The 24,373-nt window shown below is 62.0% G+C and carries 24 protein-coding genes and 1 tRNA gene; 13 read left to right on the top strand and 12 right to left on the bottom strand.

Features of this window, described 5'->3' with window-relative positions; translation table 11 throughout:
• Window positions 1-129: 129 nt before the first annotated feature.
• From OHD58_RS08215 to OHD58_RS08225, 3 genes are all read left to right on the top strand, one after another.
• Entirely contained in the window at window positions 130-1,035 is a 906-nt protein-coding gene (locus tag OHD58_RS08215) for a DMT family transporter (protein WP_263802617.1), read from the top strand.
• Between the two features lie 114 nt (window positions 1,036-1,149).
• Window positions 1,150-1,314, top strand: coding sequence for a twin-arginine translocation signal domain-containing protein (locus OHD58_RS08220; protein WP_263802618.1), 165 nt, complete (start codon window positions 1,150-1,152; stop codon window positions 1,312-1,314).
• The gene (locus tag OHD58_RS08225) at window positions 1,311-2,750 is read left to right on the top strand and encodes a GMC oxidoreductase (RefSeq protein ID WP_263802619.1); all 1,440 of its coding nucleotides are present in this window, start codon (window positions 1,311-1,313) and stop codon (window positions 2,748-2,750) included. Before OHD58_RS08220 ends, OHD58_RS08225 begins: the two co-directional genes overlap by 4 nt.
• A gap of 25 nt (window positions 2,751-2,775) precedes the next feature.
• Here OHD58_RS08225 and OHD58_RS08230 read toward each other — a convergent pair whose 3' ends face one another.
• The 3 genes from OHD58_RS08230 to OHD58_RS08240 form a co-directional block, all read right to left on the bottom strand.
• Window positions 2,776-3,156, bottom strand: a complete 381-nt coding sequence (locus OHD58_RS08230) for a VOC family protein (RefSeq protein WP_263802620.1) — start codon at window positions 3,154-3,156, stop codon at window positions 2,776-2,778.
• Between the two features lie 82 nt (window positions 3,157-3,238).
• Window positions 3,239-4,135, bottom strand: a complete 897-nt coding sequence (gene argB / locus OHD58_RS08235; protein WP_263802622.1) for an acetylglutamate kinase — start codon at window positions 4,133-4,135, stop codon at window positions 3,239-3,241.
• A gap of 71 nt (window positions 4,136-4,206) precedes the next feature.
• Window positions 4,207-5,703, bottom strand: a complete 1,497-nt coding sequence (locus tag OHD58_RS08240) for an amidase (protein WP_263802623.1) — start codon at window positions 5,701-5,703, stop codon at window positions 4,207-4,209.
• Window positions 5,704-5,831: 128 nt separating this feature from the next.
• On the opposite strand from OHD58_RS08240, the gene OHD58_RS08245 reads away from it, so the two are divergent.
• The 4 genes from OHD58_RS08245 to msrB all read left to right on the top strand — a co-directional run bounded on the left by OHD58_RS08245 (window position 5,832) and on the right by msrB (window position 8,525).
• Window positions 5,832-6,371: a sigma-70 family RNA polymerase sigma factor gene (locus OHD58_RS08245; RefSeq protein ID WP_263802624.1), complete on the top strand. Its 540-nt coding sequence runs from the start codon at window positions 5,832-5,834 to the stop codon at window positions 6,369-6,371.
• Entirely contained in the window at window positions 6,368-7,087 is a 720-nt protein-coding gene (locus tag OHD58_RS08250) for an anti-sigma factor domain-containing protein (protein ID WP_263802625.1), read from the top strand. The genes OHD58_RS08245 and OHD58_RS08250 overlap by 4 nt, the downstream gene beginning before the upstream one ends.
• A 179-nt stretch (window positions 7,088-7,266) precedes the next feature.
• Window positions 7,267-7,824, top strand: a complete 558-nt coding sequence (locus OHD58_RS08255; protein ID WP_263802626.1) for a fasciclin domain-containing protein — start codon at window positions 7,267-7,269, stop codon at window positions 7,822-7,824.
• Between the two features lie 200 nt (window positions 7,825-8,024).
• Complete coding sequence (msrB, locus tag OHD58_RS08260; protein ID WP_263802627.1) at window positions 8,025-8,525, top strand: peptide-methionine (R)-S-oxide reductase MsrB; 501 nt, start codon at window positions 8,025-8,027, stop codon at window positions 8,523-8,525.
• 33 nt (window positions 8,526-8,558) lie between these two features.
• On the opposite strand, the gene yihA is transcribed toward msrB, so the two are convergent.
• From yihA to rpmH, 5 genes are all read right to left on the bottom strand, one after another.
• Window positions 8,559-9,224 carry a ribosome biogenesis GTP-binding protein YihA/YsxC gene (gene yihA, locus OHD58_RS08265; RefSeq protein WP_263802756.1) on the bottom strand — a complete coding sequence of 222 codons (666 nt, stop codon included), beginning with the start codon at window positions 9,222-9,224 and terminating at the stop codon, window positions 8,559-8,561.
• Between the two features lie 95 nt (window positions 9,225-9,319).
• Window positions 9,320-9,970, bottom strand: coding sequence for a CatB-related O-acetyltransferase (locus OHD58_RS08270; protein ID WP_263802629.1), 651 nt, complete (start codon window positions 9,968-9,970; stop codon window positions 9,320-9,322).
• Window positions 9,971-10,163: 193 nt separating this feature from the next.
• Window positions 10,164-11,993, bottom strand: coding sequence for a membrane protein insertase YidC (gene yidC, locus OHD58_RS08275; RefSeq protein WP_263802630.1), 1,830 nt, complete (start codon window positions 11,991-11,993; stop codon window positions 10,164-10,166).
• A gap of 9 nt (window positions 11,994-12,002) precedes the next feature.
• The gene (rnpA, locus tag OHD58_RS08280; RefSeq protein ID WP_263802633.1) at window positions 12,003-12,356 is read right to left on the bottom strand and encodes a ribonuclease P protein component; all 354 of its coding nucleotides are present in this window, start codon (window positions 12,354-12,356) and stop codon (window positions 12,003-12,005) included.
• Window positions 12,357-12,372: 16 nt separating this feature from the next.
• Entirely contained in the window at window positions 12,373-12,507 is a 135-nt protein-coding gene (gene rpmH / locus OHD58_RS08285) for a 50S ribosomal protein L34 (RefSeq protein WP_008833937.1), read from the bottom strand.
• A gap of 401 nt (window positions 12,508-12,908) precedes the next feature.
• On the opposite strand from rpmH, the gene OHD58_RS08290 reads away from it, so the two are divergent.
• The 5 genes from OHD58_RS08290 (at window position 12,909) to OHD58_RS08310 (ending at window position 17,422) form a co-directional block, all read left to right on the top strand.
• A complete protein-coding gene (locus tag OHD58_RS08290; RefSeq protein ID WP_412177185.1) occupies window positions 12,909-13,709 on the top strand; it encodes a TVP38/TMEM64 family protein in 801 nt (266 codons plus the stop codon).
• A gap of 22 nt (window positions 13,710-13,731) precedes the next feature.
• On the top strand, window positions 13,732-15,159 hold the full coding sequence (locus tag OHD58_RS08295; protein ID WP_263802636.1) for a dihydrolipoyl dehydrogenase family protein: 1,428 nt from the start codon (window positions 13,732-13,734) through the stop codon (window positions 15,157-15,159).
• 49 nt (window positions 15,160-15,208) lie between these two features.
• Complete coding sequence (locus tag OHD58_RS08300; protein ID WP_263802638.1) at window positions 15,209-16,699, top strand: sensor histidine kinase; 1,491 nt, start codon at window positions 15,209-15,211, stop codon at window positions 16,697-16,699.
• A 190-nt stretch (window positions 16,700-16,889) separates the two neighbouring features.
• Window positions 16,890-16,966: transfer RNA gene (locus OHD58_RS08305), tRNA-Arg, on the top strand.
• 294 nt (window positions 16,967-17,260) lie between these two features.
• A complete protein-coding gene (locus OHD58_RS08310; RefSeq protein WP_263802639.1) occupies window positions 17,261-17,422 on the top strand; it encodes a hypothetical protein in 162 nt (53 codons plus the stop codon).
• A 67-nt stretch (window positions 17,423-17,489) separates the two neighbouring features.
• On the opposite strand, the gene sucD is transcribed toward OHD58_RS08310, so the two are convergent.
• From sucD to oxc, 4 genes are all read right to left on the bottom strand, one after another.
• Complete coding sequence (gene sucD / locus OHD58_RS08315) at window positions 17,490-18,371, bottom strand: succinate--CoA ligase subunit alpha (protein ID WP_263802640.1); 882 nt, start codon at window positions 18,369-18,371, stop codon at window positions 17,490-17,492.
• Window positions 18,368-19,549 (bottom strand): ADP-forming succinate--CoA ligase subunit beta, encoded by a 1,182-nt coding sequence (sucC, locus tag OHD58_RS08320; protein ID WP_263802641.1) that lies wholly within the window; start codon window positions 19,547-19,549, stop codon window positions 18,368-18,370. Before sucC ends, sucD begins: the two co-directional genes overlap by 4 nt.
• A gap of 219 nt (window positions 19,550-19,768) precedes the next feature.
• Window positions 19,769-21,043, bottom strand: coding sequence for a formyl-CoA transferase (frc, locus tag OHD58_RS08325; RefSeq protein WP_263802642.1), 1,275 nt, complete (start codon window positions 21,041-21,043; stop codon window positions 19,769-19,771).
• Between the two features lie 12 nt (window positions 21,044-21,055).
• The gene (oxc, locus tag OHD58_RS08330) at window positions 21,056-22,783 is read right to left on the bottom strand and encodes an oxalyl-CoA decarboxylase (protein ID WP_263802757.1); all 1,728 of its coding nucleotides are present in this window, start codon (window positions 22,781-22,783) and stop codon (window positions 21,056-21,058) included.
• A 531-nt stretch (window positions 22,784-23,314) separates the two neighbouring features.
• Here oxc and OHD58_RS08335 point away from each other — a divergent pair.
• Complete coding sequence (locus tag OHD58_RS08335) at window positions 23,315-24,310, top strand: Bug family tripartite tricarboxylate transporter substrate binding protein (protein ID WP_263802643.1); 996 nt, start codon at window positions 23,315-23,317, stop codon at window positions 24,308-24,310.
• Window positions 24,311-24,373: the final 63 nt, after the last annotated feature.

Here is a 24,373-nt window from a genome sequence, read left to right on the forward strand (position 1 = left end):
CGGTGCCCGGAACGGACATTGGCCCATCCAGCGTTGCCAACATGACCTTGCCATTCCCGCGTAGGTTCGCTTAAACGCGGCCTGGCGCCAGGCAGTTCGACGGGCGTCTTCAGCCGGACATCACCATTCATGGAACTCTGGATCCCGATCACCGTTGCCGCTGCGTTTTTGCAGAACGTCCGGTCGGCGATGCAGAAGCATCTCAAGGCGGTGATGGGCACGACCGGTGCGACCTTCGTCCGCTTCGGCTTCGGTTTCCCGTTCGCGCTGTTCTTCGTCTGGATACTCAACCAGGTGGTCGGCTACCAACTGCCCGCCCTCAATGCGGGTTTCTTCGTCTGGGCGGTGATCGGCGGTCTGGGCCAGATCGCCGCGACATTTCTCCTGGTTCATCTGTTCTCGTTTCGCAATTTCGCCGTCGGCACCGCCTATTCGCGCACCGAACCCGCTCAGGCCGCGCTCTTCGGCCTGCTGTTCCTGAGTGAAACGGTGACGCCCGGCGTCATCCTGGCGATCGTCGTCTCGATGTTCGGCGTGATGCTGATATCGGTTGCCCGCACCGAGTTCAGCTGGCGGGCGCTGCTGACGTCCGTCGGCAGCCGCACCGCGCTGATCGGGCTGGCGTCGGGCACCTTGTTCGGCGTATCGGCGGTCGCCTATCGCGCCGCATCGCTGGCGCTCGGAGGGCCGAACTTCATGATGCAGGCCGCCGTCACCCTGGCCTTCGTCATTGTCTTCCAGACCGTCGTGATGGGTGCATGGATGCTGTGGAAGGACCGGGCCGAGATCGGCCGCATCGCCAAGGCTTGGAAGCCGTCCCTGCTGGTCGGCCTGGCCGGCGCCTGCGCGTCTTTTGGCTGGTTCATGGCGATGACCCTGCAACAGGCGGCAATCGTCAAATCGCTGGCGCAGATCGAGATGATCTTTACCTTCGCCTCGTCGGTGTTCTTCTTCCGCGAGCGCATTAACTGGTTGGAAACCATCGGCTGCATCTTGATCGTCGGCGGCATCCTCATCCTGCTGATTGTCAACTGACGGCAAACCAATCCGCGATACATGGCACGGATCTCGCTTCGAAGATTTCGGGGGAAGGGTGCGTGTGCCGAAATGAACCGGCGCGCAACGAACTGTTGCAAGAGGATCGCGATCATGGCGGGCAAAACCGACACAAACCTTACCCGGCGAAGCTTCATTCAGGCATTGACGACCGTTTCGGTGCTGGCGCTCGTCGCCCGGCATCAGCTTGCCTCGGCTCCCGGCGACCAGATCGTCGAAATCGACGGTTGGATCCTCAGGCGGAGTGATCTGGCATGATTTTCGAGAACGTGACGGCGTTTCGCAATGCCGGTTTCAAACCGAAGGTCTGCATCGTCGGCTCGGGGCCGGCCGGCATCACCATCGCCCGCAAGCTCGGTTCCGCGGGCATCCCGGTAGTCGTCTTGGAAGCCGGCGGTGGCGACTGGAGCGAGGAATCGCAGGATTTCTATCGCGGCACGACGATCGGTGATCCCTATTTCGATCTCGACATAACCCGCTTGAGGTATTTGGGCGGCTCCTCGAACCACTGGGCGGGTTGGTGCCGCGTGATGGACGCCCACGACTTTGCGGCGAAGCCGTGGGTTCCGGATACCGGTTGGCCGATTGGTCGTGGCGATATCGATCCTTATCTCGACGAAGTGCACGATATTCTTGATCTGGTTCAGTTCCGCCCTGATGTGCCGATTTCGGACGACATCCGATGGGTCCAACTGATCAAGAGCCCCGCCGTCCGCTTCGGGGAAAAATTCCATGACGAGCTCGAAAAGAGTTCCAATATCGCGGTCGTCCTCAACACCTACGTGACTGAATTGGTCGGCGATGGCACGAAGATCACCGGCGCCCGGCTGTGGTCGGAAAACCAGGACGCCGGCACCATCGAGGCAGAGTACTACGTCCCCTGCACGGGCGGGCTCGAGAATTCGCGGCTTCTCCTGTGGTCGAACCAGCAGTCGAACGGCGGCGTGGTTCCGAATGCCGCAGCGTTGGGGCGCTATTGGATGGAGCATCCGCAGTTCGAAGGCGGCAACGCCATCCTTGCGGACTATGACGAGTTCGAGACGGACGACAGCAAGGAAGTCTTCTTCTCGCCGTCGCCCGAGGCCATGGCACGCCGCCAGATCATGAACTTCGGCGTACGCCTGATCGAGATGCCCTACGGCGGCGTCAAGCAGTTGATCGCCAACCTTGCCTGCACCGCGCCGGATGCCGCCGAGTGGGTGGCGGAGAAGCTTGGCCAGAACCTGCGCTGCGCCGCGCAGCTTTATGTGGGCTGGGAACAGGCTCCAGTCGCATCCAATCATATCCAGCTTTCGACAACCGAAAAGGATCACGCGGGAATCCCGCGCCTCGAACTGCATTGGAAGAAGTCGGAACTGGAACACCGCACCTTGCTCGAAGGACTGCGGCTGTTCGGCGAAACTTTCGCCGCGAAAAATCTCGGCCGTGTCCGCATAGCCGATTGGGTCCTGAACGGCGACGACTATCCGACCGACCAGGAACTGGCCGGGCATCATCATATGGGCGGCACCCGCATGAACGACGATCCGCTGAAGGGTGTCGTCGACCGCAACTGCAAGGTCCACGGCATGGCGAACCTCTATGTCGGCGGTTCGTCGGTGTTCGCCACATCAGGCCAATGCAACCCGACGACGACGATCACCGCGCTTGCCTGCCGACTGGGTGATCACCTGAGCCACAAGATCGTGGCTTGAGGCCGAAACGCGTAGCGGTCCGCCGCTACGCCCGCGGTGTCGGTTCGAAAAGTTCGACCGCGTTGCCCGACGGGTCCTCGATCAGCATTTGCTTGCCGCCGCGGCCAAGCACGATCTCGCCGCGGAAACGGCAGCCGGCATGCTTCAGCTTCTTAGCCAGACCGGCAAGGTCCTCGACCTCGATCTGAATGCGGTTCCAGCCACCGGGTTGCGGTTCCCGCCCCGCGACCGCCTGTCCGGCACCGCCCGAACCGGGCTGATTGAGGAGCAGGCGCATGCCATCCTTCGACAATGCCGCGAAGCCCGGACCGGGCCGTATCTCGACAGTGAAGCCCAGCTTCTCCGTATAGAACGAGACCGCCGCGTCGATATCGTCGACGATGTAGCGTACACTCATGCGTGCCATCGTTTGTCCTCCGAGACCAAGTCCCCGATCGCCGCAACGTGCGATCAAAGCCCATCCGAAGAACGATGTCGAGCGCCAGCCCTCAGGGCACGATCAGTGTGCCGGCGCCGTGTTCGGTGAACAGTTCAAGCAGGACCGAATGCGGCGTCTTGCCGTTGAGGATGACGACGCCCTCGACGCCACGCTCGATCGCCTCGATGCAGGTCTCGACCTTGGGGATCATGCCGCCAGACACCGTGCCGTCGGCGATCAGCGCCTTGGCTTCGGCCACCGTCAGTTCGTCGATCAGCTTCTTGTTGCTGTCGAGCACGCCGGGCACGTCGGTCAGGAACAAAAGGCGCTTGGCCTTGACCGCGCCGGCGATGGCGCCGGCAAAGGTATCGGCGTTGATGTTGTAGGTATGGCCGTCGCGGCCGGGTGCGACCGGAGCCAGCACCGGAATCATTTCCGAGCGTGCGAGAAGATCGAGCAGGGTGCGGTCGACCTCGACCGGCTCGCCGACGAAACCGAGATCGAGGACGCGCTCGATGTTGGAATCGGGATCCTTGACGGTCTTGTGCGCCTTTTCGGCGAAGACCATGTTGCCGTCCTTGCCGCAAAGGCCAATCGCCCATTCGCCCTCCGCATTGATCAGCGCGACGATCTCCTTGTTGATCGAGCCGGCAAGAACCATCTCGACGATCTCGACGGTCTTTTCGTCGGTGACGCGCAGGCCGCCTTCGAAACGCGATTCAATACCCATCCTGGCAAGCATGGCAGCGATCTGCGGCCCACCGCCATGCACGACGATCGGGTTGACGCCGGACTGCTTCAGAAGCGCGATGTCGCGGGCGAAGGCCTGTCCGAGTGCGGCGTCGCCCATGGCATGGCCGCCATATTTCACGACCACGGTCTTGTTCTCGTATCGCTGCATGTAAGGCAGCGCCCGGGAGAGCAGGGCGGCCTGCATTTCGGCGGTGGCGGCGATGTCCGTCGTCATGGAAGACCTCTGTGGGAAGAATCGGCGGTTACTTAGCCGCAAAGATTGTGACGGGCAAATGATAAGCGACGTCAGGCTGGCACTTGCAGCGGCGCTCGCCGCTCGTTCCAGCCGGAGAGCTTTTCCATCTGCGCGGCGAGAGAGAGCAGCGTCTCTTCGTCGCCGTGGCGGCCGGCCGCCTGAATGCCGAGCGGCAGACCTTCCGCCGTGACGTGGACGGGCAGGGCGATCGACGGCTGGCCGGAAACATTCTGGATGGCCGGCCAGTGGGTGAACCAGAGGCTCTTGTCGATGAACTGGCCGAGCAGCGATTTCATCTTGAGAAGATGGGTCAGATGCAATCTGTCGAGCATGTTCTCGATGAAATCGTCGGCGCCGGCCGGGTCCATCGCACCGCATTTCAACGGCGGATGCGCGATCAGGGGCATCAGCACCGCGTCATAGGCGGCGGTATGGGCAAGCAACTGGCGCGATGCCATCTGCAGGCGTTCGAGTGCCGCATAAATGGCGCCACCCGATATGAGTTCGCCGAAGCGGCCGATGACACGCGTGGCGCGCTCCACGTCGCCACCGACAGGACGTCCGACGCGCTCGGCCTCATAACGCAGCGAACCGGCGACCGCCGAGGCCACGCAAGTGACGAAATCCATCATGAAGTCGCGACCGATGAATGGCAGATCGATTTCCTCGACCGAATGGCCGCCTTCGCGCGCCAGGGCAATTGCGGTGTCGAGCGCCTTCAAAGTTTCGGCGGAAATGTCCAGGCCGAGCGGTGATTTGCGATAGACCGTGAGCTTGAGCTTGCCCGGATCGCGTGCCGCTGCGGCGGCAAAACTGCCTTGCGGCGGTCGCGCCGCGTAAGGCGCCAGGCTGTCCGGACCGTGGGTCAGGTCGAGCAGCAGTGCCGAATCCCGCACCGAGCGCGTCACTGCATGATTGACGACGAAACCATACCAGGGCTCCGAAGCGAGTGGCGACATCGGAATGCGACCTCGCGAGGTTTTCAAGCCGACGAGCCCAGTGCAGGCGGCCGGCACGCGGATCGAGCCGCCGCCATCCGAGGCGTGCGCTACCGGTATGACGCCGGCCGCCACCAGCGCGGCTGCGCCGCCCGAGGAACCGCCGGTGACGTGTCCGGTATTCCACGGATTGCGGGTAATGCCGAAGGCGGCGGATTCGGTGACCAGACGCAGCCCCTGTTCCGGCGAGGTGCTGGTGGCGATCGGGACCAGCCCGGCGGCGAGATAGCGTTCCATCAGCACGGAATCGAAATCTGTAACGAGAACGGGCACCCTGCTGCCGGAATGGATAGGCACCCCTTTCATGGCGATGCCGAGATCCTTGATTGCGAACGGCACGCCAGCCAGAGGCAACGCACGATCGATGCCGTCTGCCCGTTCCCGGGCTTGATCGAAAAGCTTTTCAGCGATGGCGTTGATATCGTGCGCCGTCTTCTCGGCTCGCGAAATGGCGGCATCGACAAGTTCCACCGGCGAAACGTCGCCCTTCTTCACCAGCCCGGCAAGGCCGGTTGCGTCCTGTTGCCAAAGAACTTTTTCGACCGACATACTTTTCTCCGCCCTGAGGGCGGCAGCCTATCCGGACGGGTGTGGACACGCAACGCGGGTGGCAAGCCGCAACGCTCGCCCATTTCATCAGTTGCAAATCGGCGGTGAAGCGCCCTAGGTTGGCTGCAATGACGCCGCAGGATATCACCAAGCTGATCGTAAGGGTCTCGATGAAGGATCGGGCCGCTTTCGATATGCTGTACCGCCAGACCAGCGCGAAACTCTTTGGTGTCTGCCTTCGTGTCTTGAGCGATCGCGCAGAGGCGGAAGAGGCATTGCAGGAGGTTTTCGTCAAGATATGGACGAAGGCCGATCGTTTTGCGGTCTCCGATCTCAGCCCGATTTCCTGGCTGGTGGCGATTGCCCGCAATCATGCGATCGATCGCGTCCGCGCGCGCCGTCAGCCGGCGTCCGACATAGATGCCGCGCTGGACATAGCCGATCCGGCGCCCGGTCCGGAAGCAATGGCCGTAGCGGGTGGTGAAAACGAGAGAATTTACCGCTGCCTCGATGAGCTCGAACAGGATCGGGCCGCAGCGGTTCGGGGTGCCTATCTCAAGGGCGAAAGTTATTCGGAATTGGCGGAGCGTCACGGTGTGCCGCTCAACACGATGCGTACCTGGCTGCGCCGCAGCCTGATGAAACTCAGGGAATGCCTGGAGCGATGAGCCTGGCGGAAGACAACGGACCGGAACGTGGAGGCGACGAGATTCTCGCCGCCGAATACGTTGTCGGTGTCCTGCCGGCTGACGAACGGCAGGCCGCGAGCAGGCGCATCGACAGCGAGGCCGCTTTTGCGCGTCTCGTCGACCAGTGGGAAGTGCATCTGGCGCCGATGGCGAATGCATATCAACCAGTCGAGCCGCCGGCCACGGTGAAGCCGGCCATCGACAGGCGGCTTTTTACCGGAGGTGCAGGTGCTGTGGCGCCGACTGGCGGCTTGTGGGCGAGCCTCGCTTTCTGGCGCGGCCTCACCACCGCGGCGATTGCCGCGATGGTGATTTATGCCGCTGTCCCGTTCATCAATCCGCCCGCCGAAGCGCCGCAGATGCGATTGGTCGCCTCGCTTGCCGCCGACAACAGCGATGTAAAATACCTTGCTGTCTACGATGCGGCTCATGGCCAGGTATCCCTGTCGCATGTTTCCGGCGAGAGGGCATCCGACCGCGACTTCGAACTCTGGATGATCGAAGGCCAGAATCCGCCGGTCTCAATGGGCGTTGTCCCCGTGGGGGCAACGTCGCATATCGTGATCACTCCTGAAATCCGCGAGAAACTGGCATCCGGCGCGGTGCTGGCGATCAGCCTCGAGCCGACCGGCGGTTCGCCGACCGGCCAGCCGACCGGGCCTGTTGTGGCGGCGGGCGATTTGAAAGATATCTGATGGATAAGGGGGAAAAAAACGAATATATCGCCTGGAGAGTTTCAATAAATTTTCTTTTTGAAATTTTTCTGAAAGATTTTAAGGAAGAATAACGTTTTTGTGAGACTGGAAACTTTAAAAATACATCCTCGTAACTCCTTGTGCCCCCTCAAGAAGGGAAATAACCAAGGAGTTTGACGATGCGTAAATTCACTTCTTCGCTTTTTGCCGGCGCGCTCGCGCTTTCCGCATTCGCGACTGTTGCATATGCGGAAAACCCGATGGTCGGCGGCGCGGCGATGCCGGCTGACAAGAACATCATCGAGAACGCCGTGAACTCGAAGGACCACACCACGCTGGTCGCCGCCGTCAAGGCCGCCGGCCTGGTCGAAACGCTGCAGGGCGCCGGGCCGTTCACCGTGTTCGCACCGACCAACGCGGCTTTCGAGGCGCTGCCCGCCGGCACTGTCGAGACGCTTCTGAAGCCGGAAAACAAGGATCAGCTCACCAAGATCCTGACCTGTCACGTGGTGGGCGCCAAGGCGATGTCCGCCGACATCATGAAGATGGTGGACGACGACAAGGGCGCGCATCCGGTCAAGACCGTCGGCGGCTGCACCTGGACCGCCAAATACGAAGGCGACAAGATCACGGTCGAAGACGAGAACGGCAACGTCGCCAATGTGACCATCGCCAATGTCGAGCAGTCGAACGGTGTCATCCATGTGATCGACAAGGTGCTGTTGCCCAAGATGTGAGCCGTCTCAGGCTGAGATTGCGCCAACGTTCGCTCCCGTGAAACCTGGGTGCGATCACACAAGCGCCCCCGTACCCGCCATCAGCAAACCGTGGCGCGTACGGGGCGTAATTGCGTATGCAGAGAAGTGCTGCTCAATCGGAGTTGATTTCACCGTGAGCCGCGGGCCGGCTAAGGTGTCGGCCAAGGGAGAATGCCAGGATGAAACGCCGTCAATTTCTGCTTGCAAGCGGGGCCGCTGTTGCGGTTCTCGCCATTTCGACGGCCTTCCGCCACATGGGTGCGGTCGCGGAGGCGGAGGAAGAGGTCTTCGAAGTGACCAAGACGGACGCCGAATGGCGCGCCACCCTGTCCGAGCCGCAGTTCGCGGTGCTGCGCCAGGAAGACACCGAACGCCCCGGCACCAGCCCGCTGCTCGATGAAAAGCGCAAGGGCACCTTCCATTGCGCCGGCTGTGATCTTGCCGTCTATCCGTCGGAAACGAAATACGAGTCCGGCACCGGCTGGCCGAGCTTCTGGGATTCGCTGCCCGACGCCATCGGCACCAAGCAGGACAATTCGCTGTTCATGACACGCGTCGAATGCCATTGCCGCCGCTGCGGTGGGCATTTCGGACACATTTTCGACGATGGTCCGCAGCCCACCGGCAAGCGCCATTGCCTGAACGGCCTGGCGCTGACCTTCAAGCCGGCGACCGCTTAGCGGACTTTCCGCATTTGGACGGTGGTCTTCTTCTCAGCCGCCGCGCGCGGCGAGCACGATGGCGTCGCGAAGCTCGTCCATGCCGTCGCTCTTTTCCGACGAGGTGGCAATAACGCCGGGAAAGGCCGCTGGACGCTTCTTGATCTTGGCGAGGGTGTCCTCGATCAGCCGCGGTACGCCCGCGGCCTTGATCTTGTCGGTCTTGGTCAGCACGATCTGATAGGAGACGGCGGCCTTGTCGAGCAGGGCGAGCACCTCATCGTCGTTTTTCTTGATGCCGTGGCGCGCATCGATCAGCACATAGACACGTTTCAGCGTCACCCGGCCCTTCAGATAGTCGAAGACGAGTTTCGTCCACTCGTCGACCTTTTCTTTCGGAGCCGTCGCATAGCCGTAGCCCGGCATGTCGACCATGGCCATTGGCGGCAGGTCGCCATCGGTGCCGGTATAGCCGTCGGGAACGAAGTAGTTGAGCTCCTGGGTGCGCCCCGGCGTGTTCGAGGTTCGGGCGAGGCCTTTCTGGCCGACCAGAGCGTTGATCAGCGACGACTTGCCGACATTCGAGCGGCCGGCGAACGCGATCTCCGGCGGCCCTTCGGGCGGCAGGAACTTCATTGCCGGCACGCCTCGGATGAAGATCCAGGTCCGGGTGAACAATGCGGGGTCCAATTGCTCGGAACGTCCCGCTGCTTTGTCGATTTCGCTCACTCTGCCCGCCCAGCCTTGCCGATGTCCGTTCCGCGGATGGCATCGGCATTCCGCGCCACCTTGTCAACCGGCGAGTTGCTGGCGGGTCAGGCGGCAGCCTCCAGGCGGGTGATGTCCGCGCCGCGGATCGCGTCGAGATTGCGGGTGATCTTGTCCACCGGCCAGTTCCACCAGGCGATATCCAGCAGCCGCTGCACGGTGTGCCGGTCGAACCGCGTCTTCACCACCTTGCCGGGGTTGCCGGCGAAGATAGCATAGGGCGGCACGTCGTGGGTGACGACACATTTGGCGCCGACCACGGCTCCGTCACCGATCGTCACGCCGGGCATGACGACAGCCTCCATGCCGATCCAGACGTCGTTGCCGACGATCGTGTCGCCGCGGTTCTCCGCTTCCCAGGTCCTGACGTCGAAGCCCTTTTCCCAGCCATGGCCGAAAATGTTGAACGGGTAGGTCGAAAACCCGGACATCGCATGATTGGCGCCGTTCATGATGAACCGTGCCCCTTCCGCGATGGCACAGAACCGCCCGATGATCAGCCGGTCGCCGATGAACGGATAATGGTGCAGCACGCATTTCTCGGCGAAGCGGTCCGGTCCGTCGGGATCGTCGTAATAAGTGAAGTCGCCGATCTCGATGTTGGGAGCGGTAACGAGCGATTTCAGGAAGCCGACGCGCGGATGCATCGGGATGGGATGCTTGATTGAGGGATTGGGACCCTGGTCGTGTTCGGTCATGGCAAGTTCCGTTGTGAGAAAGGTTCGCAAATTGAAATGCGATCCGCTCTGGTGCGTCGACACCCGATGGAACGGATCTTGCTTAGATGACCATCGAAAACTCCTGTTGGATGAATGGGTTATAGAATCCCAAACCGGTAGCGTCCATGAAAAAAGCCCCGGACTTGCCGGGGCCTTTTCGATGCTGCCCGGCCTATTCCGCCGGACTGGGTTTCTTCTTGAACAGCCCGACCAGGTTGTCCCAGAGCTCGATCTTGGCGCCCTGGCGCTTCATGATGACGCCCTGCTGCAGGATCGACAGGAAGTTGTTCCACGCCCAGTAGATGACGAGGCCGGCCGGGAAGCTGCCCATCATCACGGTGAACACCACGGGCATCCAGTTGAAGATCATCGCCTGCGTCGGATCCGGCGGCGCCGGGTTCATGCGCATCTGCAGGAACATGGTGAGGCCCATGACCAGCGCCCAGACGCCGAGATGCGGCAGGAAGGCCGGTGGCGTGAACGGCAGCAGTCCGAACAGGTTGAACAGTGAGGTCGGATCAGGCGCGGCAAGGTCCTGGATCCAGCCGAAGAACGGCGCGTGCCGCATCTCGATGGTGACGTAGAGCACCTTGTAAAGCGCGAAGAACACAGGGATCTGGATCAGGATCGGCCAGCAGCCCGCCAGCGGATTGATCTTCTCCTTCTTGTAGAGCTCCATCATCGCCTGTTGCTGCTTCATCTTGTCGTCCGCGTATTTTTCGCGGATTTCCAGCATGGCCGGCTGCACCATCTTCATGTTCGCCATGGATTTGTAGGACTTGTTGGCGAGCGGGAAGAAGATGCCCTTGACGATGACGGTGGTCGCCAGGATGGCGAGGCCGAAATTGCCGAGGAAGCGATAGAGCGTATCGATCAGCCAGAACATCGGCTTGGTGATGAAATAGAACCAGCCCCAGTCGATCAAAAGGTCGAACTGGCGGATGTTGCGCTCGGACTCGTACGCCTGGATCTTGGCGACTTCCTTGGCGCCGGCAAAAACCAATGTCTCGACTGTCGAGGACTGACCGGGCGCCACCGTGATCGGATCGCTCAGATAGTCGGATTGGTAGCGAGGCCGGCCGTCCTGGAAGTAGGCATAGCGCGGCTGGAATTCCTGCTGCCCGGAAGGCACCAGCGCGACCGCCCAATATTTGTCGGTGATGCCGAGCCAACCGTCTTTCGATTTGCCAGGCGTGATCTGCTTGTCCTCCTCGACTTCCGAGTAGTCGACCTCCTTCAGACCTTCCTCGCCGGTGACACCGATCAGGCCCTCGTGCAGGACATAGGTGCTGGCGTGCGTCGGCTTGTCGAAACGGGTCACGCGGCCATAATTGGACAGCGAGACAGGCTCGCCTCCGTCATTGGTCACCGTATCGGAAATGGTGAACATGTAATTGTTGTCGATGGCGATGCTGCGCCTGAAGGTCAGGCCCTTGTCGTTGGTGAAGACCAGCGTCACCGGGGTCGAGGGCGTCAGGGTCTGGTTGCCTTCGACGGTCCACACGGTATCCGGGCCCGGCACCGCGCCGGTCGCTTCACTGCCGACAAAGCCGATTTCGGCATACTGCCCGTTTGGCAGCGCCGATGGACTGAGCAATTCGATTGTCGGTGAATCGTCATCCACCGTCAGATGGTAATCCTTCAGCCGCACGTCATCGATGCGGGCGCCGGTGAGGTTGATCGAGCCGGAAAGGCTGGGTGTGTCGATCTTGATGCGGGCGGTGGCGTTGATCGCCGACTCACGGTCCAGCGCAAGGGCGCCGTCGGTGCCGGGCACGCTTGCGCCGGGAACAGCGCCGGGCGTCGTTGCCCCGGGCAGCGCCACTCCCTCGCCAGGCGTGGCAGGAGCTGCCGCTTTCTTCTCCGCTTCCACCCGCTCGGCTTCGATGCGCGCGGCTTCGCGCTGCGTCTCGATGCGCGGATTCATGTAGAAGACCTGCCAAAGCGTTAGGATCAGCACGGAAAGCGCAATGGTGATGAAGAAATTGCGGTTGTTTTCCATAAAGTCGTCCTAACGCGTTCCGCGAATTCGTCGTGAGAGTTCGGACGTCAACATTCCGAAAGGGGCGGTCAGGATCTCCGGCCGTCCGACGATGACATAATCATTGCCCGGTGCCATGTCACCTGCGGCATGGAGACGGACGGCTTCCCTGAGCCGGCGTTTGATGCGGTTGCGCTGCACGGCATTGCCGGCTTTCCTGGTGACGGTGAAGCCGACACGCGGCTGCCCGTCATCATTGCGGTCCATCACTTCCAACAGGAAAAGCCGCCCGCGGCGCTTTTCACCACGCCGGACGGCCAGGAACTCCGCGCGTTTGCGAAGCCTTTGTGGAGCAACGCTCCCGGGCTTGCCGGTTTCCGGCAAGGTTTTACGCTTCCGCTCAGGCGGACAGCCGCTTGCGGCCGCGGTTGCGGCGTGCGGCGACCACTCCGCGACCACCCTTGGTGGCCATGCGCGCACGGAAACCGTGCCGGCGCTTGCGGACGAGCTTTGAGGGTTGATAGGTGCGCTTCATTTGTTTTGATACCGCGGCGTGCGGCCCTTCTTGGTACTGTCGCTATGAACAGGAGCTGTGCCGGGCATGGCGTGGCGCAATCGAAACTGCGCCGGACCGACGGCCCGAGCGTGAGCGGGCTTATAGAAAGAAGGTTTGGGGAAGTCAATTCCCGGCTGCGAAGCAGTGGCCGGGGCTGGATGAAGCAACCGTAGCCTTTCGGCCGGCGGATCGACAGGCGATACTGTGCATCGTCTGCCCTGCTCGCGTCACGCAAGGGTGAGCGAATTGTGTCGGACGGTCAAAACCCGGTGAGAGCCTGGCTAAAGCACTTGCCGCGGCAACTCCCATGGGGTCATTTGATCGGAAAAGCGGGTGTGTCATCGACCGATGGCGATATCCCGTCCGTTGGGGCGGAAATAATGACCAAGGGCGCGGTTCCGGCCGCAACGACCGATCGTGACCAGGATGGAGCGCCGAAATCTCCTCTCTGGCGTTTTGCGCCCATCGTCCTGGTCATGGCCTGCCTGCTGCTCGGCTATGCCATGGGCTGGCATCATTATCTGACACTCGGCTATCTCGGCAAAAGCCAGGACATGCTGAAAGCCTTCGTGGCGGAGCACCCGGTGCTGGCGCCGCTCGGTTTCGTGGCCTGTTACACGTTCGTGGTCGCGGCGTCGTTTCCGGCGGCTTCCGTGCTTACGATTTTCGGCGGCTTCCTGTTCGGTTGGGCGCTGGGCGCCGTGCTCGCGGTGATTTCCGCCACCTGTGGTGCGACGCTGTTGTTTCTTGCCGCCCGCACCGCTGTCGGTGGCTATCTCAAGCGCCGTCTGGGTGGCGTTTCGGCCCGTCTCGCCGATGGTTTCGAGAAGGATGCGTTCAGCTTCCTGCTTGTGCTCCGACTTGCCCCCTTCATCCCATTCGTCGTCGTCAACGTAGCGCCGGCGCTCTTCCACGTGCGGCTGCGCACATTCGTCGCGGCAACGGCGATCGGCATCATCCCGGGGGCGATCGCCTACGCCTGGCTGGGTGAGGGGGTCGACAGCGTGCTCGCTGCGGCCAAGGCAGCCGGTCGTTATGCCACCGTGAAGGATCTGGTGACACCGCAGATCACCATCGCCTTTGTCGCGCTTGCGCTTGTGGCGCTGATCGCCGCCGTCGTAAAGAAGCGCTGGAAACGCGGCCATTGTGCCGATGTCGCGGACAGGGACAGTTCTTCATAGCCCCGTTTTCAGAAAGTAACTGATGGCGAAGCTCCTTACGCCCGACATCTGCGTTATCGGCGCCGGATCCGGCGGCTTGTCTGTCGCGGCGGCGGCCGCCGCGTTCGGCGTACCGGTCGTGCTGATCGAGAAGGGCAAGATGGGCGGCGACTGCCTGAACTATGGCTGCGTGCCTTCAAAGGCCATGCTTGCCGCGGCCAGGCACGCCCATGCGTTGAGGCACGGCGCGCAGTTCGGCATCGCCGATGTCGAGCCGGACATCGATTTCAGCAAGGTCAACCAGCACATCCAAGCCGTCGTTTCGGCGATTGCTCCCAACGATTCCGTCGAGCGGTTCACCGCACTCGGTGTCCAGGTGATCAAGGCGGAAGCCAGGTTCAAGGACGCGCGCACGGTGGTTGCGGGCGATGTCGAAATCCGCGCCCGGCGCTTCGTTATCGCAACTGGCTCATCTCCAGCCATACCGCCCATACCGGGCCTCGACGGCATCGGTTACCTGACCAACGAAACCTTGTTCGAACAAACCAGCAGGCCAAGACATCTGGTTGTCATTGGCGGAGGCCCGGTCGGCCTGGAGATGGCGCAGGCGCATCGGCGGCTGGGTTCCGCCGTGACCGTGATCGAGGCCGCTGCGGCGCTCGGCAAGCATGATCCCGAAATGGTGGCGATCGTGGTGAAGGAGCTTCGCGCCGAGGGCGTGGAGATCCACGAAGAAACACTGGTGAAAAGCGTCGAACGCCGCGGCAGGTCGGGGGTTCGCGTTCACATCGAAAGCCGTGCCGGCGCGGAGATCGTCGACGGCACGCATCTGCTGGTCGCCACCGGCCGCACCGGCAATGTCGCCGGGCTGGACCTTAAGAAGGCCGGCATCGCCTGCGACCGTCAAGGTATCAAGGTAACGGCAAAGCTGAGGACGACCAACCGCCGCGTCTACGCCGTCGGCGACGTGACCGGCTCGCTGCAGTTCACACACGTTGCCGGCTACCACGCCGGCCTGGTCGTCCGTGCGCTGCTGTTCCGCCTGCCGGCGCGTGAGAATCGCCAGATCATCCCGCGGGTGACCTTTACCGATCCCGAACTTGCCGACGTCGGCCTCGGCGAGGCCGAGGCAGCGACAAAACACGGCGCCATCCGCATCCTGCGCTGGCCTTACGCCGAGAACGACCGGGCCCAGGCCGAGCGCCGGACGGAAGGCCATGTGAAGCTGGTGGCGGGCAAGCGCGGAAGGATACTCGGCGTCTCCATTGTCGGTGCCAATGCCGGCGAGATGATCAACATGTGGGCACTGGCGCTCACCAAGGACATGACAGTTAAGGATGTGGCGGCCTACGTGCCGCCCTATCCGACCATGGGCGAAATTGGCAGACGCGCCGCAATCACCTATTTTATGGAAGCAACCCGCAAGCCGCTGGTTCGCCGGGTGGTTCGCTGGCTGCGCGTTTTCGGCTAGCAACAGCCGCGGCTGTGGATTGGCGAAAGATTTGGCCCGAGATCATGCAATGACCGATCAACTTGCGCCGGCTGCGGGAAAGGCGAGCGACAGCGACCGGCGCGTGGTGCCGTTGTCGCGCGGGCTCTCGACCAAGTTGCTGCTGCTGACGATCCTGTTCGTGCTGCTTGCCGAAGTGCTGATCTTCATTCCATCGATCGCTAATTTCCGGCTGCGCTGGCTGGAGGAGCGACTGGGTACCGCTGCGACGGTGAGCGCGGTACTGATGCAAGGCAACCCGGCTAGCCTGCCGCGCGCGGCGCAGGACGATGTTCTGATGTCTCTCGGGGTGAAGGCGGTGGCTGTGCGCGACGGCGACATTTCCCGGCTGCTCGTCGTTGCCGACATGCCGCTGCATGTCGATGAACACATCGATCTCGCCCACGCCGGACCGCTGAGGGCGATGATGGGTGCGCTGGATACCGCCCTGTTCGGAGGCGGCCGCATGTTGCGCGTCTTCGGCAAGGTCGGCGACAGCGCCAAGGAATTCGAGGTGATCATCCCCGACAAGAAGCTGCGCGGCGCGATGCTGATCTATTCCCGCAATGTGGCGCTCCTGTCGCTGCTGATCTCACTGATCACCGCGGCGCTGGTGTTCCTGGCGATCAACTGGATCATGATCCGCCCGGTGCGCGACATGACGCGTTCGATGCTGGCTTTTTCCGAAGCACCCGACGATCCGGGCAGGATCATCCGGCCGGAAGACCGCAGTGACGAGATCGGCGTCGCCGAACGCGAACTCGCCGACATGCAGACGCGGCTGCAGAAGACCCTGGCCGAGCAGAAGCATCTCGCCGACCTCGGGCTCGCCGTTTCCAAGATCAATCACGACATGCGCAACGTCCTGGCCTCGGCGCAATTGATGTCCGACCGGCTCGCCATGGTGAAGGATCCTTCGGTGCAGTCGTTTGCGCCCAAGCTGGTGCGCACGCTGGACCGTGCCGTCGCCTATACGGAGGGCGTTCTTGCCTATGGCAGGACGCAGGAGGCCGCGCCGGTTCGCCGCCGCCTGCGTCTGCGGCAACTGGTCGACGAAGTGCACGGGCTGCTTGGATACGATCCGGATGGCAGCATCGAGTTCGAAAATGGCGTCGACCCGGGCTTCGAGATCGATGCCGATTCCGACCAGCTGTTTCGCGTGCTGACCAATCTCTGCCGAAACGCCATCGAGGCGATGGCGGCCGACCGCGAGGCAGCCCTTGTCCGCCGGCTTGCCGTGTCGGCCGAGCGTACCGGCAGCGTTTGCCGCATCCTGGTCAGCGACACCGGGCCGGGCCTGCCGCAGAAGGCGCGTGAAAACCTGTTTGCCGCCTTTCGTGGTTCGGCACGAAGCGGCGGCACCGGGTTGGGACTGGCAATTGCCCATGAACTGGTGCGTGCGCACGGTGGTTCGCTGGAACTGGTGGAGAGCATCGGCGGCCGCACCGTGTTCGCCATAACCATTCCCGATCAGCCCGTGCGGCTCGACGAGGCGCGGACGGTATTGCGTCGCCCCGCCTAGACAGCGGCGTCGGACATTGCATAGGCCGGCTGCGGACGAGTTTGGTTGCGGATATGGACGCGTTTCTTTGCCGCAAAAGTTTTCGGTTCAGGCAGCTTGCTTTTCGAACCGTCAATCGCTAGGTAGCACCTCACATTCGCGGCCGGGTCGAAAGACCGGCATGCGAGGGCTGTAATGTATGGCCCGTTGCGCGCCCGTAGCTCAGCTGGATAGAGCACCAGACTACGAATCTGGGGGTCAGGAGTTCGAATCTCTTCGGGCGCGCCATTTATTTCAAGGACTTAGCAGGGCACCGCAGACTAAAAGGCGAACTAGACTAGCCTGCGAATTAGTCCGCGGAGTTTCCCGCTCTCACCTTCCGCCAGAAGTCGTCATTGACTGCTTCCGCACCAACTCCCGCCAAGGATAGGCGCGATATCGCGTTCGCTATTCGCCAGACGCGTGACCAAGGGTCTCGGGTAAGCTTTGCAACCAGTGCATGGCTCACATGCACCAATCCCTCTCCCTGAAAGCTCAAGGAATCGCCATATATGCTGCAACGCACAATTAGAGGATAATGCGATGAGCAGGATGATCCGCAATCTCGGTATCGGCGAGTTCTTCAACATGATGGGCAGCGCGATCAACACCGCGGCGGCCGTCGAGGCTGGTCGCCAGCCGCGTCCGCGCGATCTGCACCGGCTTGGCATTGATCCAAGGTGGCTCAACCGCGCCAGATCCTGAAGCGGTCGAAGCAAGAAACCCACTGAACGAAGCGCCCGGAGCGAAGGCCCGGGCGTGCTCGGGGATTTCAGGCGGTGACGAGCAGTGCTTCACGCATCGTCGCCCCGACCAGATGCGGACGCTCAGCTATGATGACGCCCGCCGCCTGAAGCGCGCGTATCTTGCTCTCCGCGTCACCGGCCAGGTTTTGCGCGATGGCGCCTGCATGCCCCATGCGATGTTCGATCGGCGCATAACGGCCGACGATGAGCGCGACCACCGGAATTTTAGGCTTCACGGCCGCCACGAAATCCGCCAGTTCCTCTTCGTCCGAACCGCCGATCTCGCCAATGGCGATGACGCCGCGCGTGTCTCGATCCGCCAGGAAAAGTTCCAGGCATCGGCGCATTCCCAGACCATGGATGGCGTCGCCGCCGATGCCGACGGTGGTCGACTGGCCAAGGCCGGCGTCGCTCACCTGGGCAATCACCTCGCTGGTCAGCGACGCCGAGCGCGACATGATGCCGATGCTGCCGCTACGGGCCTGGCCGGTCGTCATCACACCGATCTTGCACACTTCGGGCGCTAGAATCCCTTGCGAGTTCGGCCCGACCAGAATGGTCAAACTTTGCTTCAGGGCATCGCGCACGCGGATCATATCCCGTACCGGAACGCGCTCCGTCAGCGCCACGACCAGCGGCATGCCCGCCTCGATCGCCTCGATCATGGCCGCCGCCGCATTGCCCGGCGGCACGAACACCATGCTGGCATTCGCGCCGGTTTCGGCCATCGCTTCGGCCACCGTGCCAAAGATCGGCAGGTTCAAATGACGGGTGCCGGCCTTGCCCGGAGTAACGCCACCGACAATGCGCGTGCCATATTCGAGCATCGCGGCGGAATAGTGCGTCCCGGCCCAGCCGGTCATGCCCTGGCAGATCACCCGTGTATCGTGGTCGACGAGAATGGTCATGGCTGGCCTTCTCCGGATTGTGCGGCGCTAACGGCACGAGTCACCGCAGTCCACATGTCGGGGCAGTCGATCACCTTGCAGCCGAAGTTGGCGAAACGGAACCGTGCGTATTCGGCGTTGTTGCCTGCCAGGCGCACCACGATGGGTAATGTCCGCTTGTTTCTGCGCATGGCGATGCCGAGGCCATCGGCGATCGTGTCGCAAGGCTGCATGCCGCCACCGTGAACATTCACGAGGACAGACCGTACCGCCGGATTGTCGAGCAGCAGGGCAAAACCATGCGCCACGTCGAGGCTCGTGGCGGTGGTGCGGATATCCATGAAATTGGCTGGTCTGCCATTGGCGACGCGCACCATGTCGAGCGTCGCCAGGCCCAGTCCCGCGCCGTTCGCCACCAACCCGATATCGCCATCCAGCGCGACATAGTTGAGGTTGCGGTTCTGTACCGCGATCTCGATCGCGTCGCTTTCTGACGGCTCCCGCAACGCCAGCAATTCCGGCTGCCGGAATAGAGCGTTATCGTCGATGGTGATCTTGGCGTCGACGGCCACGAAATCTCCCGGCGCGGTGACAGCCAGGGGATTGATCTCGATCAGCGTGGCATCGAGTTCCAAAAAAGCTTGCCGCAGCCTTTCGAGAAGCGCGACGAACGATGGTATCAGGCCGTTGGCAAGACCGAGCCTCGCGCCGAGCCCCGCAGCTGCGGATCTGTCGAACGAACGCTCGGTGCCGAGGGGGAGTTGCTCGAACCGGGCTTGCCCGCTCAGAACGCGCCGCTCGATATCGTCTCCCCCCTCCGCCGCGGCGAGAGCGACGATTTCGGCAGTCGAAGGCGCGACGAACAGTGAAAGATAGAGGCTTTGCTGTGGCCTGACGGCGGCCTCGACCAAGACCCTGCTGACAAGATGGCCGGTTGGCGCGGTCTGTTCCGTTGCGAGACGCCGACCAAGCAAATCGCCTGCCGCGGCCATTACCTCTTCCGGTGAGGAGACGATACGTACGCCGCCGGCGCGGCCCCGCGCGCCGGCCTGGATTTGCGCCTTGACCGCAAACCCGGTCGCCTTGAGGTTGCCGGCAATATCCCGTGCCTCCTCCTTCGTGGAAGCGACTTGTCCCTCGGGCACGTTTACGCCGCGCGGCGACAACAGCATCTTGGACTGGAACTCGTGCAGGTTCACGCTCGCCTCCTCCTGCCGTCGAAGCGAGGAAATCGAGCCTCAGGCTGACTTCACCGCCTCCTTTGGATCATTCTGGCATACATAATGCCAATACCGCTCGAAACTGTCAATCGCTTCGCCGGCATGCGACCGGCGCGGCCCGCCTCGATGAGGGGAGCTACAAACAGGCAAAGCCGGACGGCATTTCTGCCGTCCGGCTTTTCGGGTTGGCCATCAAAACTACTCAGCGGCGATCTGCTTGGGGACGCCGAGAGCTCCGGAAGCGTTCAATTCGGCAATCCCCTGGTCGTCATAACCGAGGACCTGGCTGAGTATTTCCTCGGTGTGCTCTCCGAGCAGCGGCGAACGTTTCACCTCCGAAGGGCTGTCCGACAGCTTGATCGGATTGCCTACGGAAAGATATTTTCCCCGTGCCGGATGGTCGACCTCGACCACCGTCCCGGTGGCGCGCAGAGATTGATCCTCGGCGAGTTCCTTCATGGAGAGGATCGGGCCTACCGGAATATCGACGGCGTTGCAGATCTCCATCACCTCGAACTTGGTCTTGGTCATCGTCCATTGTTCGATGCGCGCGAAGATCGCGTTCAGCTTTGGCAGGCGGGCCGGCGGCGTCGCGTAGTCCGGGTCGGTTTTCCAGGTCGGCTCACCGATGATGTCGCAGATTTTCTCCCACACCGGCGCCTGCGTGATGAAATATATGTAGGCGTCAGGATCCTGCTCCCAACCATTGCATTTCAGGATGCGCCCGGGTTGGCCGCCGCCTGAATCGTTACCGGCACGTGGGACCGCCTCGCCGAAGGGAACCCCTTCGCCGAACTGGCTATATTCCTTCAGCGGTCCGTGCGCGAGGCGCTGCTGGTCGCGCAGTTTGACGCGTGCGAGGTTCAACACGCCGTCCTGCATGGCACAGGTGACACGCTGGCCCCGGCCGGAATGGGTACGCTGATAAAGTGCGGTGACGATGCCGAGCGCGAGATGCAGCCCGGTGCCGGAATCGCCGATCTGCGCGCCGGTGACCAAGGGCGGGCCGTCGCGGAAGCCGGTGGTTGATGCCGCGCCGCCGGTGCATTGCGCGACATTCTCATAGACTTTGCAGTCCTCATAGGGTCCGGGACCGAAGCCTTTGATCGAAGCAACGATCATCTTGGGGTTCAGCTTGTTGATCGTTTCCCACGGAAAGCCCATGCGATCGAGAACCCCTGGCCCGAAATTCTCGACCAGTACGTCGCACTCCTTGATGAGCCGCTCGAGAACTTCCTTGCCTTTGGGGTTCTTGGTGTCGAGCGTAACCGAGCGTTTGTTGTGGTTCAGCATGGTGAAATAGAGGCTGTCCACCTTCGGAATGTCCTGCAATTGCCCGCGCGTGATGTCGCCGGTTCCGGGTCGTTCGATCTTGATCACGTCGGCGCCGAACCAGGCGAGCAATTGCGTGCAGGTCGGCCCCGATTGCACATGAGTGAAGTCGAGAATCTTGACGCCTTCGAGCGCTTTCATGGGCATGCTCCCCTATTTCTTTTTCAGTGCGCTTTGCGGATTGAGATTGCCGATGCGGCCGCTTTCACTGCCGGCGGTCGGGTCGATCACCGCATTGATCAAGGTCGGCTTGCGGCTGTCCATGGCCGCGTTGACGGCGCGCTTTAGCTCGTCCGGCGAGGTCGCATTGACACCAACGCCGCCGAAGGCCTCCATCATGCGGTCATAACGCGCATCCTTGACGAAGACAGTCGTGGCTGGATCCGCGCCCGCATTGTTGACGTCGGTACCGCGATAGATGCCGTTGTTGTTGAAGACGACGATGCAGACCGGCAAATCGTAGCGGCAGATTGTTTCCACCTCCATGCCGGAGAAGCCGAAGGCAGAATCGCCTTCGACCGCGAGCACCGGCTTGCCGGTCTCGATCGCGGCGGCGATGGCATAGCCCATGCCGATGCCCATGACGCCCCAGGTGCCGACGTCGAGACGCTTGCGCGGCTGATACATGTCGATGACGCCGCGCGCGAGATCGAGCGTGTTGGCGCCTTCATTGATGAGGATGGCGTCGGGCCGTTCGGCTATGATCGTGCGCAGCACACCGAGCGCGCCGTGGTAATCCATCGGCACGTTGTTGTTCATAAGGCGTGGCGCCATCTTGGCGACGTTCTCTTCGCGCTTTTTCGCGACCGCGTCGGTCCAGTCCGCCGGCGGCGCCGGCCATGCGCCGTCGATGCCGGCGACCAGGGCCGCCACGCAGGAGCCGATGTCGCCGACCACGGGCGCGACGATCTCGACATTCGAGTCCATCTCCTTGGGCTCGATGTCGATCTGGACGAACTTCTTCGGAGCGTCGCCCCAGTTCTTGCCCTTGCCATGCGAGAGCAGCCAGTTGAGCCTCGCGCCGATCAGCATGACGACGTCCGAATCCTTCAGCACAGTCGAGCGCGCTGCTCCAGCGCATTGCGGATGCGTGTCCGGCAACAGGCCCTTGGCCATGCTCATCGGCAAGAACGGAATGCCGCTCTTTTCGACAAGCTGGCGGATCGCGTCGTCTGCCTGTGCATAGGCAGCGCCCTTGCCGAGGATGATGAGCGGCCGCTTGGCATCTTTCAGGACGTCAAGAGCGCGCTTGACAGCGGCTGGAGCAGGAAGCTGGGCGGGCGCTGCATCGATAACCTTGACGAGCGATTTCGCTCCGGCTTCCGCGTCCATCACCTGACCGAAGAGTTTGGCAGGCAGATCGAGATAGACACCGCCCGGACGTCCCGACACGGCGGCGCGGATCGCGCGCGCCAGACCGATGCCGATGTCCTGTGCATGCAAGACACGGAATGCCGCCTTGCAGAGTGGCTTTGCAACCGCCAGCTGATCCATCTCCTCGTAATCGCCCTGCTGCAGGTCGACGATCTCCCGCTCGGAGGAGCCGGAGATCAGGATCATCGGAAAACAGTTGGTGGTGGCGTGGGCGAGTGCCGTCAGGCCGTTCAGGAAACCGGGCGCCGAGACAGTTAGGCAGATGCCGGGCTTCTGCGTGAGATAGCCGGCGATCGAGGCGGCATAGCCGGCATTCTGCTCGTGGCGGAAGGAAAGCACACGAATGCCAGCCGCCTGCGCCATGCGGCCGAAATCCGTGATCGGAATACCGGGCACGCCATAGATAGTGTCAAGGCCATTGAGCTTCAGCGCATCGATGATGAGGTGAAAGCCGTCCGTCAGTTCCGGCTCTGCGCCAGCTTGATTTGCATCTAGGCTTTGTACCATCGCGGACATTCCGCTTCTCCCAATTCTTCGCGGTATCGATTTTTCGGCTCTCATTCCTGGAGCGCGGATGGCGGTCTATTGCACCCGGACAACCCCACTTCTCAGATCGGAGCAATCCCCGTGGATGTCGACAGCGCGTCCGTCACCCCAGCGTGGCGTCGTCGGCTGCCAACCCAATGCGTACAGCTTCTGCGACGACCATTGTGGTCTCCTCCCTGAACCTTCTCCGCGTCTGATGAAGGTTCACTCAACGAAAAATGCCCAACCGCTTTCAGCAGGTCGCGGCATCTTTCTCAGCACTGGCATAATAAATGCCAAAAGTCAAACATACGAAATCGACCAAAAACTGGGCTTGATTCGCGGCTGATGTCTGTTACAGTCCGTCGTCTTGGCATTTAGTATACCAAGAACCGAGGAGGAAATTTAGCCCCGTGGAGAGTCGGGCTTTGAGCAACGGGAGGCACGACTAACAGCGGCACGGAAAAAACAACGGGCGGCCGTGGCCAATCAGCAACCTGGGAGGAAGCTATCATGAAACTTGCAAGGACGTTGGCAACGGCGCTTACAACGGTGGCTATTTTTGGTTTTGCAGCGGCAGGGCCGGCCTTGGCCGAATGGAAACCCAGCAAGACAATCGAATTTATTGTTCCCGCCGGTACAGGCGGCGGCGCCGATCAGATGGCGCGAATGATCCAGGGCATTATCCAGAAGCATGGGCTTGCCGATCAGTCCATGGTGGTCATCAACAAGTCCGGCGGCGCCGGCGCCGAAGGCTTCATGGACGTGAAGGAATCGGACGGCAACGAACACAAGATCATCATCACCTTGTCGAACCTCTTCACCACGCCGCTCGCGACAGGCGTGCCCTTCAGCTGGAAGGATCTCACGCCGGTCGCCATGCTGGCGCTCGACAATTTCGTCCTCTGGGTGAACGCGGATTCGCCTTACAAGACGGCGCAGGACTATGTGGGTGCCATCAAGGCCGGCGCCGACAACCAGTTCAAGATGGGCGGAACGGGCTCCAAGCAGGAGGATCAGATCGTCACGGTCGCGCTGGAACAGGTGACCGGCAAGAAATTCACCTACGTGCCCTTCAAGGGCGGCGGTGATGTCGCCAAGCAGCTCGTCGGCGGCCATATCGACTCTTCCGTCAACAACCCGATCGAGCAGGTCTCCTTCTGGCAGGCCGGCAACACGCGCGCACTCTGCGTGTTCGCAGCCGAGCGCATGGAGACGCAGGGCGCGGCGAAATGGGGCGATGTTCCGACCTGCAAGGAGGCCGGTGTCGATACCGAGTACCAGATGCTGCGCGGCATATTCACGTCGCCGGGCGTGAGCCAGGAGGCGGTCGACTACTACGTCGCGCTGTTCCAGAAGGTGCGGGAGACACCCGAGTGGAAGGACTTCATGGCCAAAGGCGCCTTTTCACAGTCCTTCATGTCCGGTGACGAATTCAAGGCGTGGGTGGCGAATGCCGAGACTCAGCACAAGGATCTGATGACCAAGGCGGGGTTCCTCGCCGAGTGACCCTCAGTGGCATCCGGGGCCCGGCTCCGGATGCCACTTCCCTTTGCAACAAATTCATGAAAG

Source organism: Mesorhizobium sp. ZC-5 (assembly GCF_025753855.1).
Classification (GTDB): domain Bacteria; phylum Pseudomonadota; class Alphaproteobacteria; order Rhizobiales; family Rhizobiaceae; genus Neomesorhizobium.

Bases quoted from the DNA above. Each gene is read 5' to 3' on its own strand.
- sucD (WP_263802640.1), bottom strand. From the start codon at position 18,371: ATGACCATTCTCGTCGACCACGATACACGGGTGATCTGCCAGGGCATG.
- OHD58_RS08270 (WP_263802629.1), bottom strand. From the start codon at position 9,970: ATGACCGAACACGACCAGGGTCCCAATCCCTCAATCAAGCATCCCATC.
- OHD58_RS08220 (WP_263802618.1), top strand. From the start codon at position 1,150: ATGGCGGGCAAAACCGACACAAACCTTACCCGGCGAAGCTTCATTCAG.
- msrB (WP_263802627.1), top strand. From the start codon at position 8,025: ATGAAACGCCGTCAATTTCTGCTTGCAAGCGGGGCCGCTGTTGCGGTT.
- OHD58_RS08250 (WP_263802625.1), top strand. From the start codon at position 6,368: ATGAGCCTGGCGGAAGACAACGGACCGGAACGTGGAGGCGACGAGATT.
- OHD58_RS08295 (WP_263802636.1), top strand. From the start codon at position 13,732: ATGGCGAAGCTCCTTACGCCCGACATCTGCGTTATCGGCGCCGGATCC.
- OHD58_RS08310 (WP_263802639.1), top strand. From the start codon at position 17,261: ATGAGCAGGATGATCCGCAATCTCGGTATCGGCGAGTTCTTCAACATG.
- argB (WP_263802622.1), bottom strand. From the start codon at position 4,135: ATGACGACGGACATCGCCGCCACCGCCGAAATGCAGGCCGCCCTGCTC.
- OHD58_RS08240 (WP_263802623.1), bottom strand. From the start codon at position 5,703: ATGTCGGTCGAAAAAGTTCTTTGGCAACAGGACGCAACCGGCCTTGCC.
- OHD58_RS08215 (WP_263802617.1), top strand. From the start codon at position 130: ATGGAACTCTGGATCCCGATCACCGTTGCCGCTGCGTTTTTGCAGAAC.
- oxc (WP_263802757.1), bottom strand. From the start codon at position 22,783: ATGGTACAAAGCCTAGATGCAAATCAAGCTGGCGCAGAGCCGGAACTG.
- OHD58_RS08300 (WP_263802638.1), top strand. From the start codon at position 15,209: ATGACCGATCAACTTGCGCCGGCTGCGGGAAAGGCGAGCGACAGCGAC.
- frc (WP_263802642.1), bottom strand. From the start codon at position 21,043: ATGAAAGCGCTCGAAGGCGTCAAGATTCTCGACTTCACTCATGTGCAA.
- rpmH (WP_008833937.1), bottom strand. From the start codon at position 12,507: ATGAAGCGCACCTATCAACCCTCAAAGCTCGTCCGCAAGCGCCGGCAC.
- OHD58_RS08290 (WP_412177185.1), top strand. From the start codon at position 12,909: ATGACCAAGGGCGCGGTTCCGGCCGCAACGACCGATCGTGACCAGGAT.
- OHD58_RS08225 (WP_263802619.1), top strand. From the start codon at position 1,311: ATGATTTTCGAGAACGTGACGGCGTTTCGCAATGCCGGTTTCAAACCG.
- yidC (WP_263802630.1), bottom strand. From the start codon at position 11,993: ATGGAAAACAACCGCAATTTCTTCATCACCATTGCGCTTTCCGTGCTG.
- OHD58_RS08255 (WP_263802626.1), top strand. From the start codon at position 7,267: ATGCGTAAATTCACTTCTTCGCTTTTTGCCGGCGCGCTCGCGCTTTCC.
- OHD58_RS08230 (WP_263802620.1), bottom strand. From the start codon at position 3,156: ATGGCACGCATGAGTGTACGCTACATCGTCGACGATATCGACGCGGCG.
- OHD58_RS08335 (WP_263802643.1), top strand. From the start codon at position 23,315: ATGAAACTTGCAAGGACGTTGGCAACGGCGCTTACAACGGTGGCTATT.
- OHD58_RS08245 (WP_263802624.1), top strand. From the start codon at position 5,832: ATGACGCCGCAGGATATCACCAAGCTGATCGTAAGGGTCTCGATGAAG.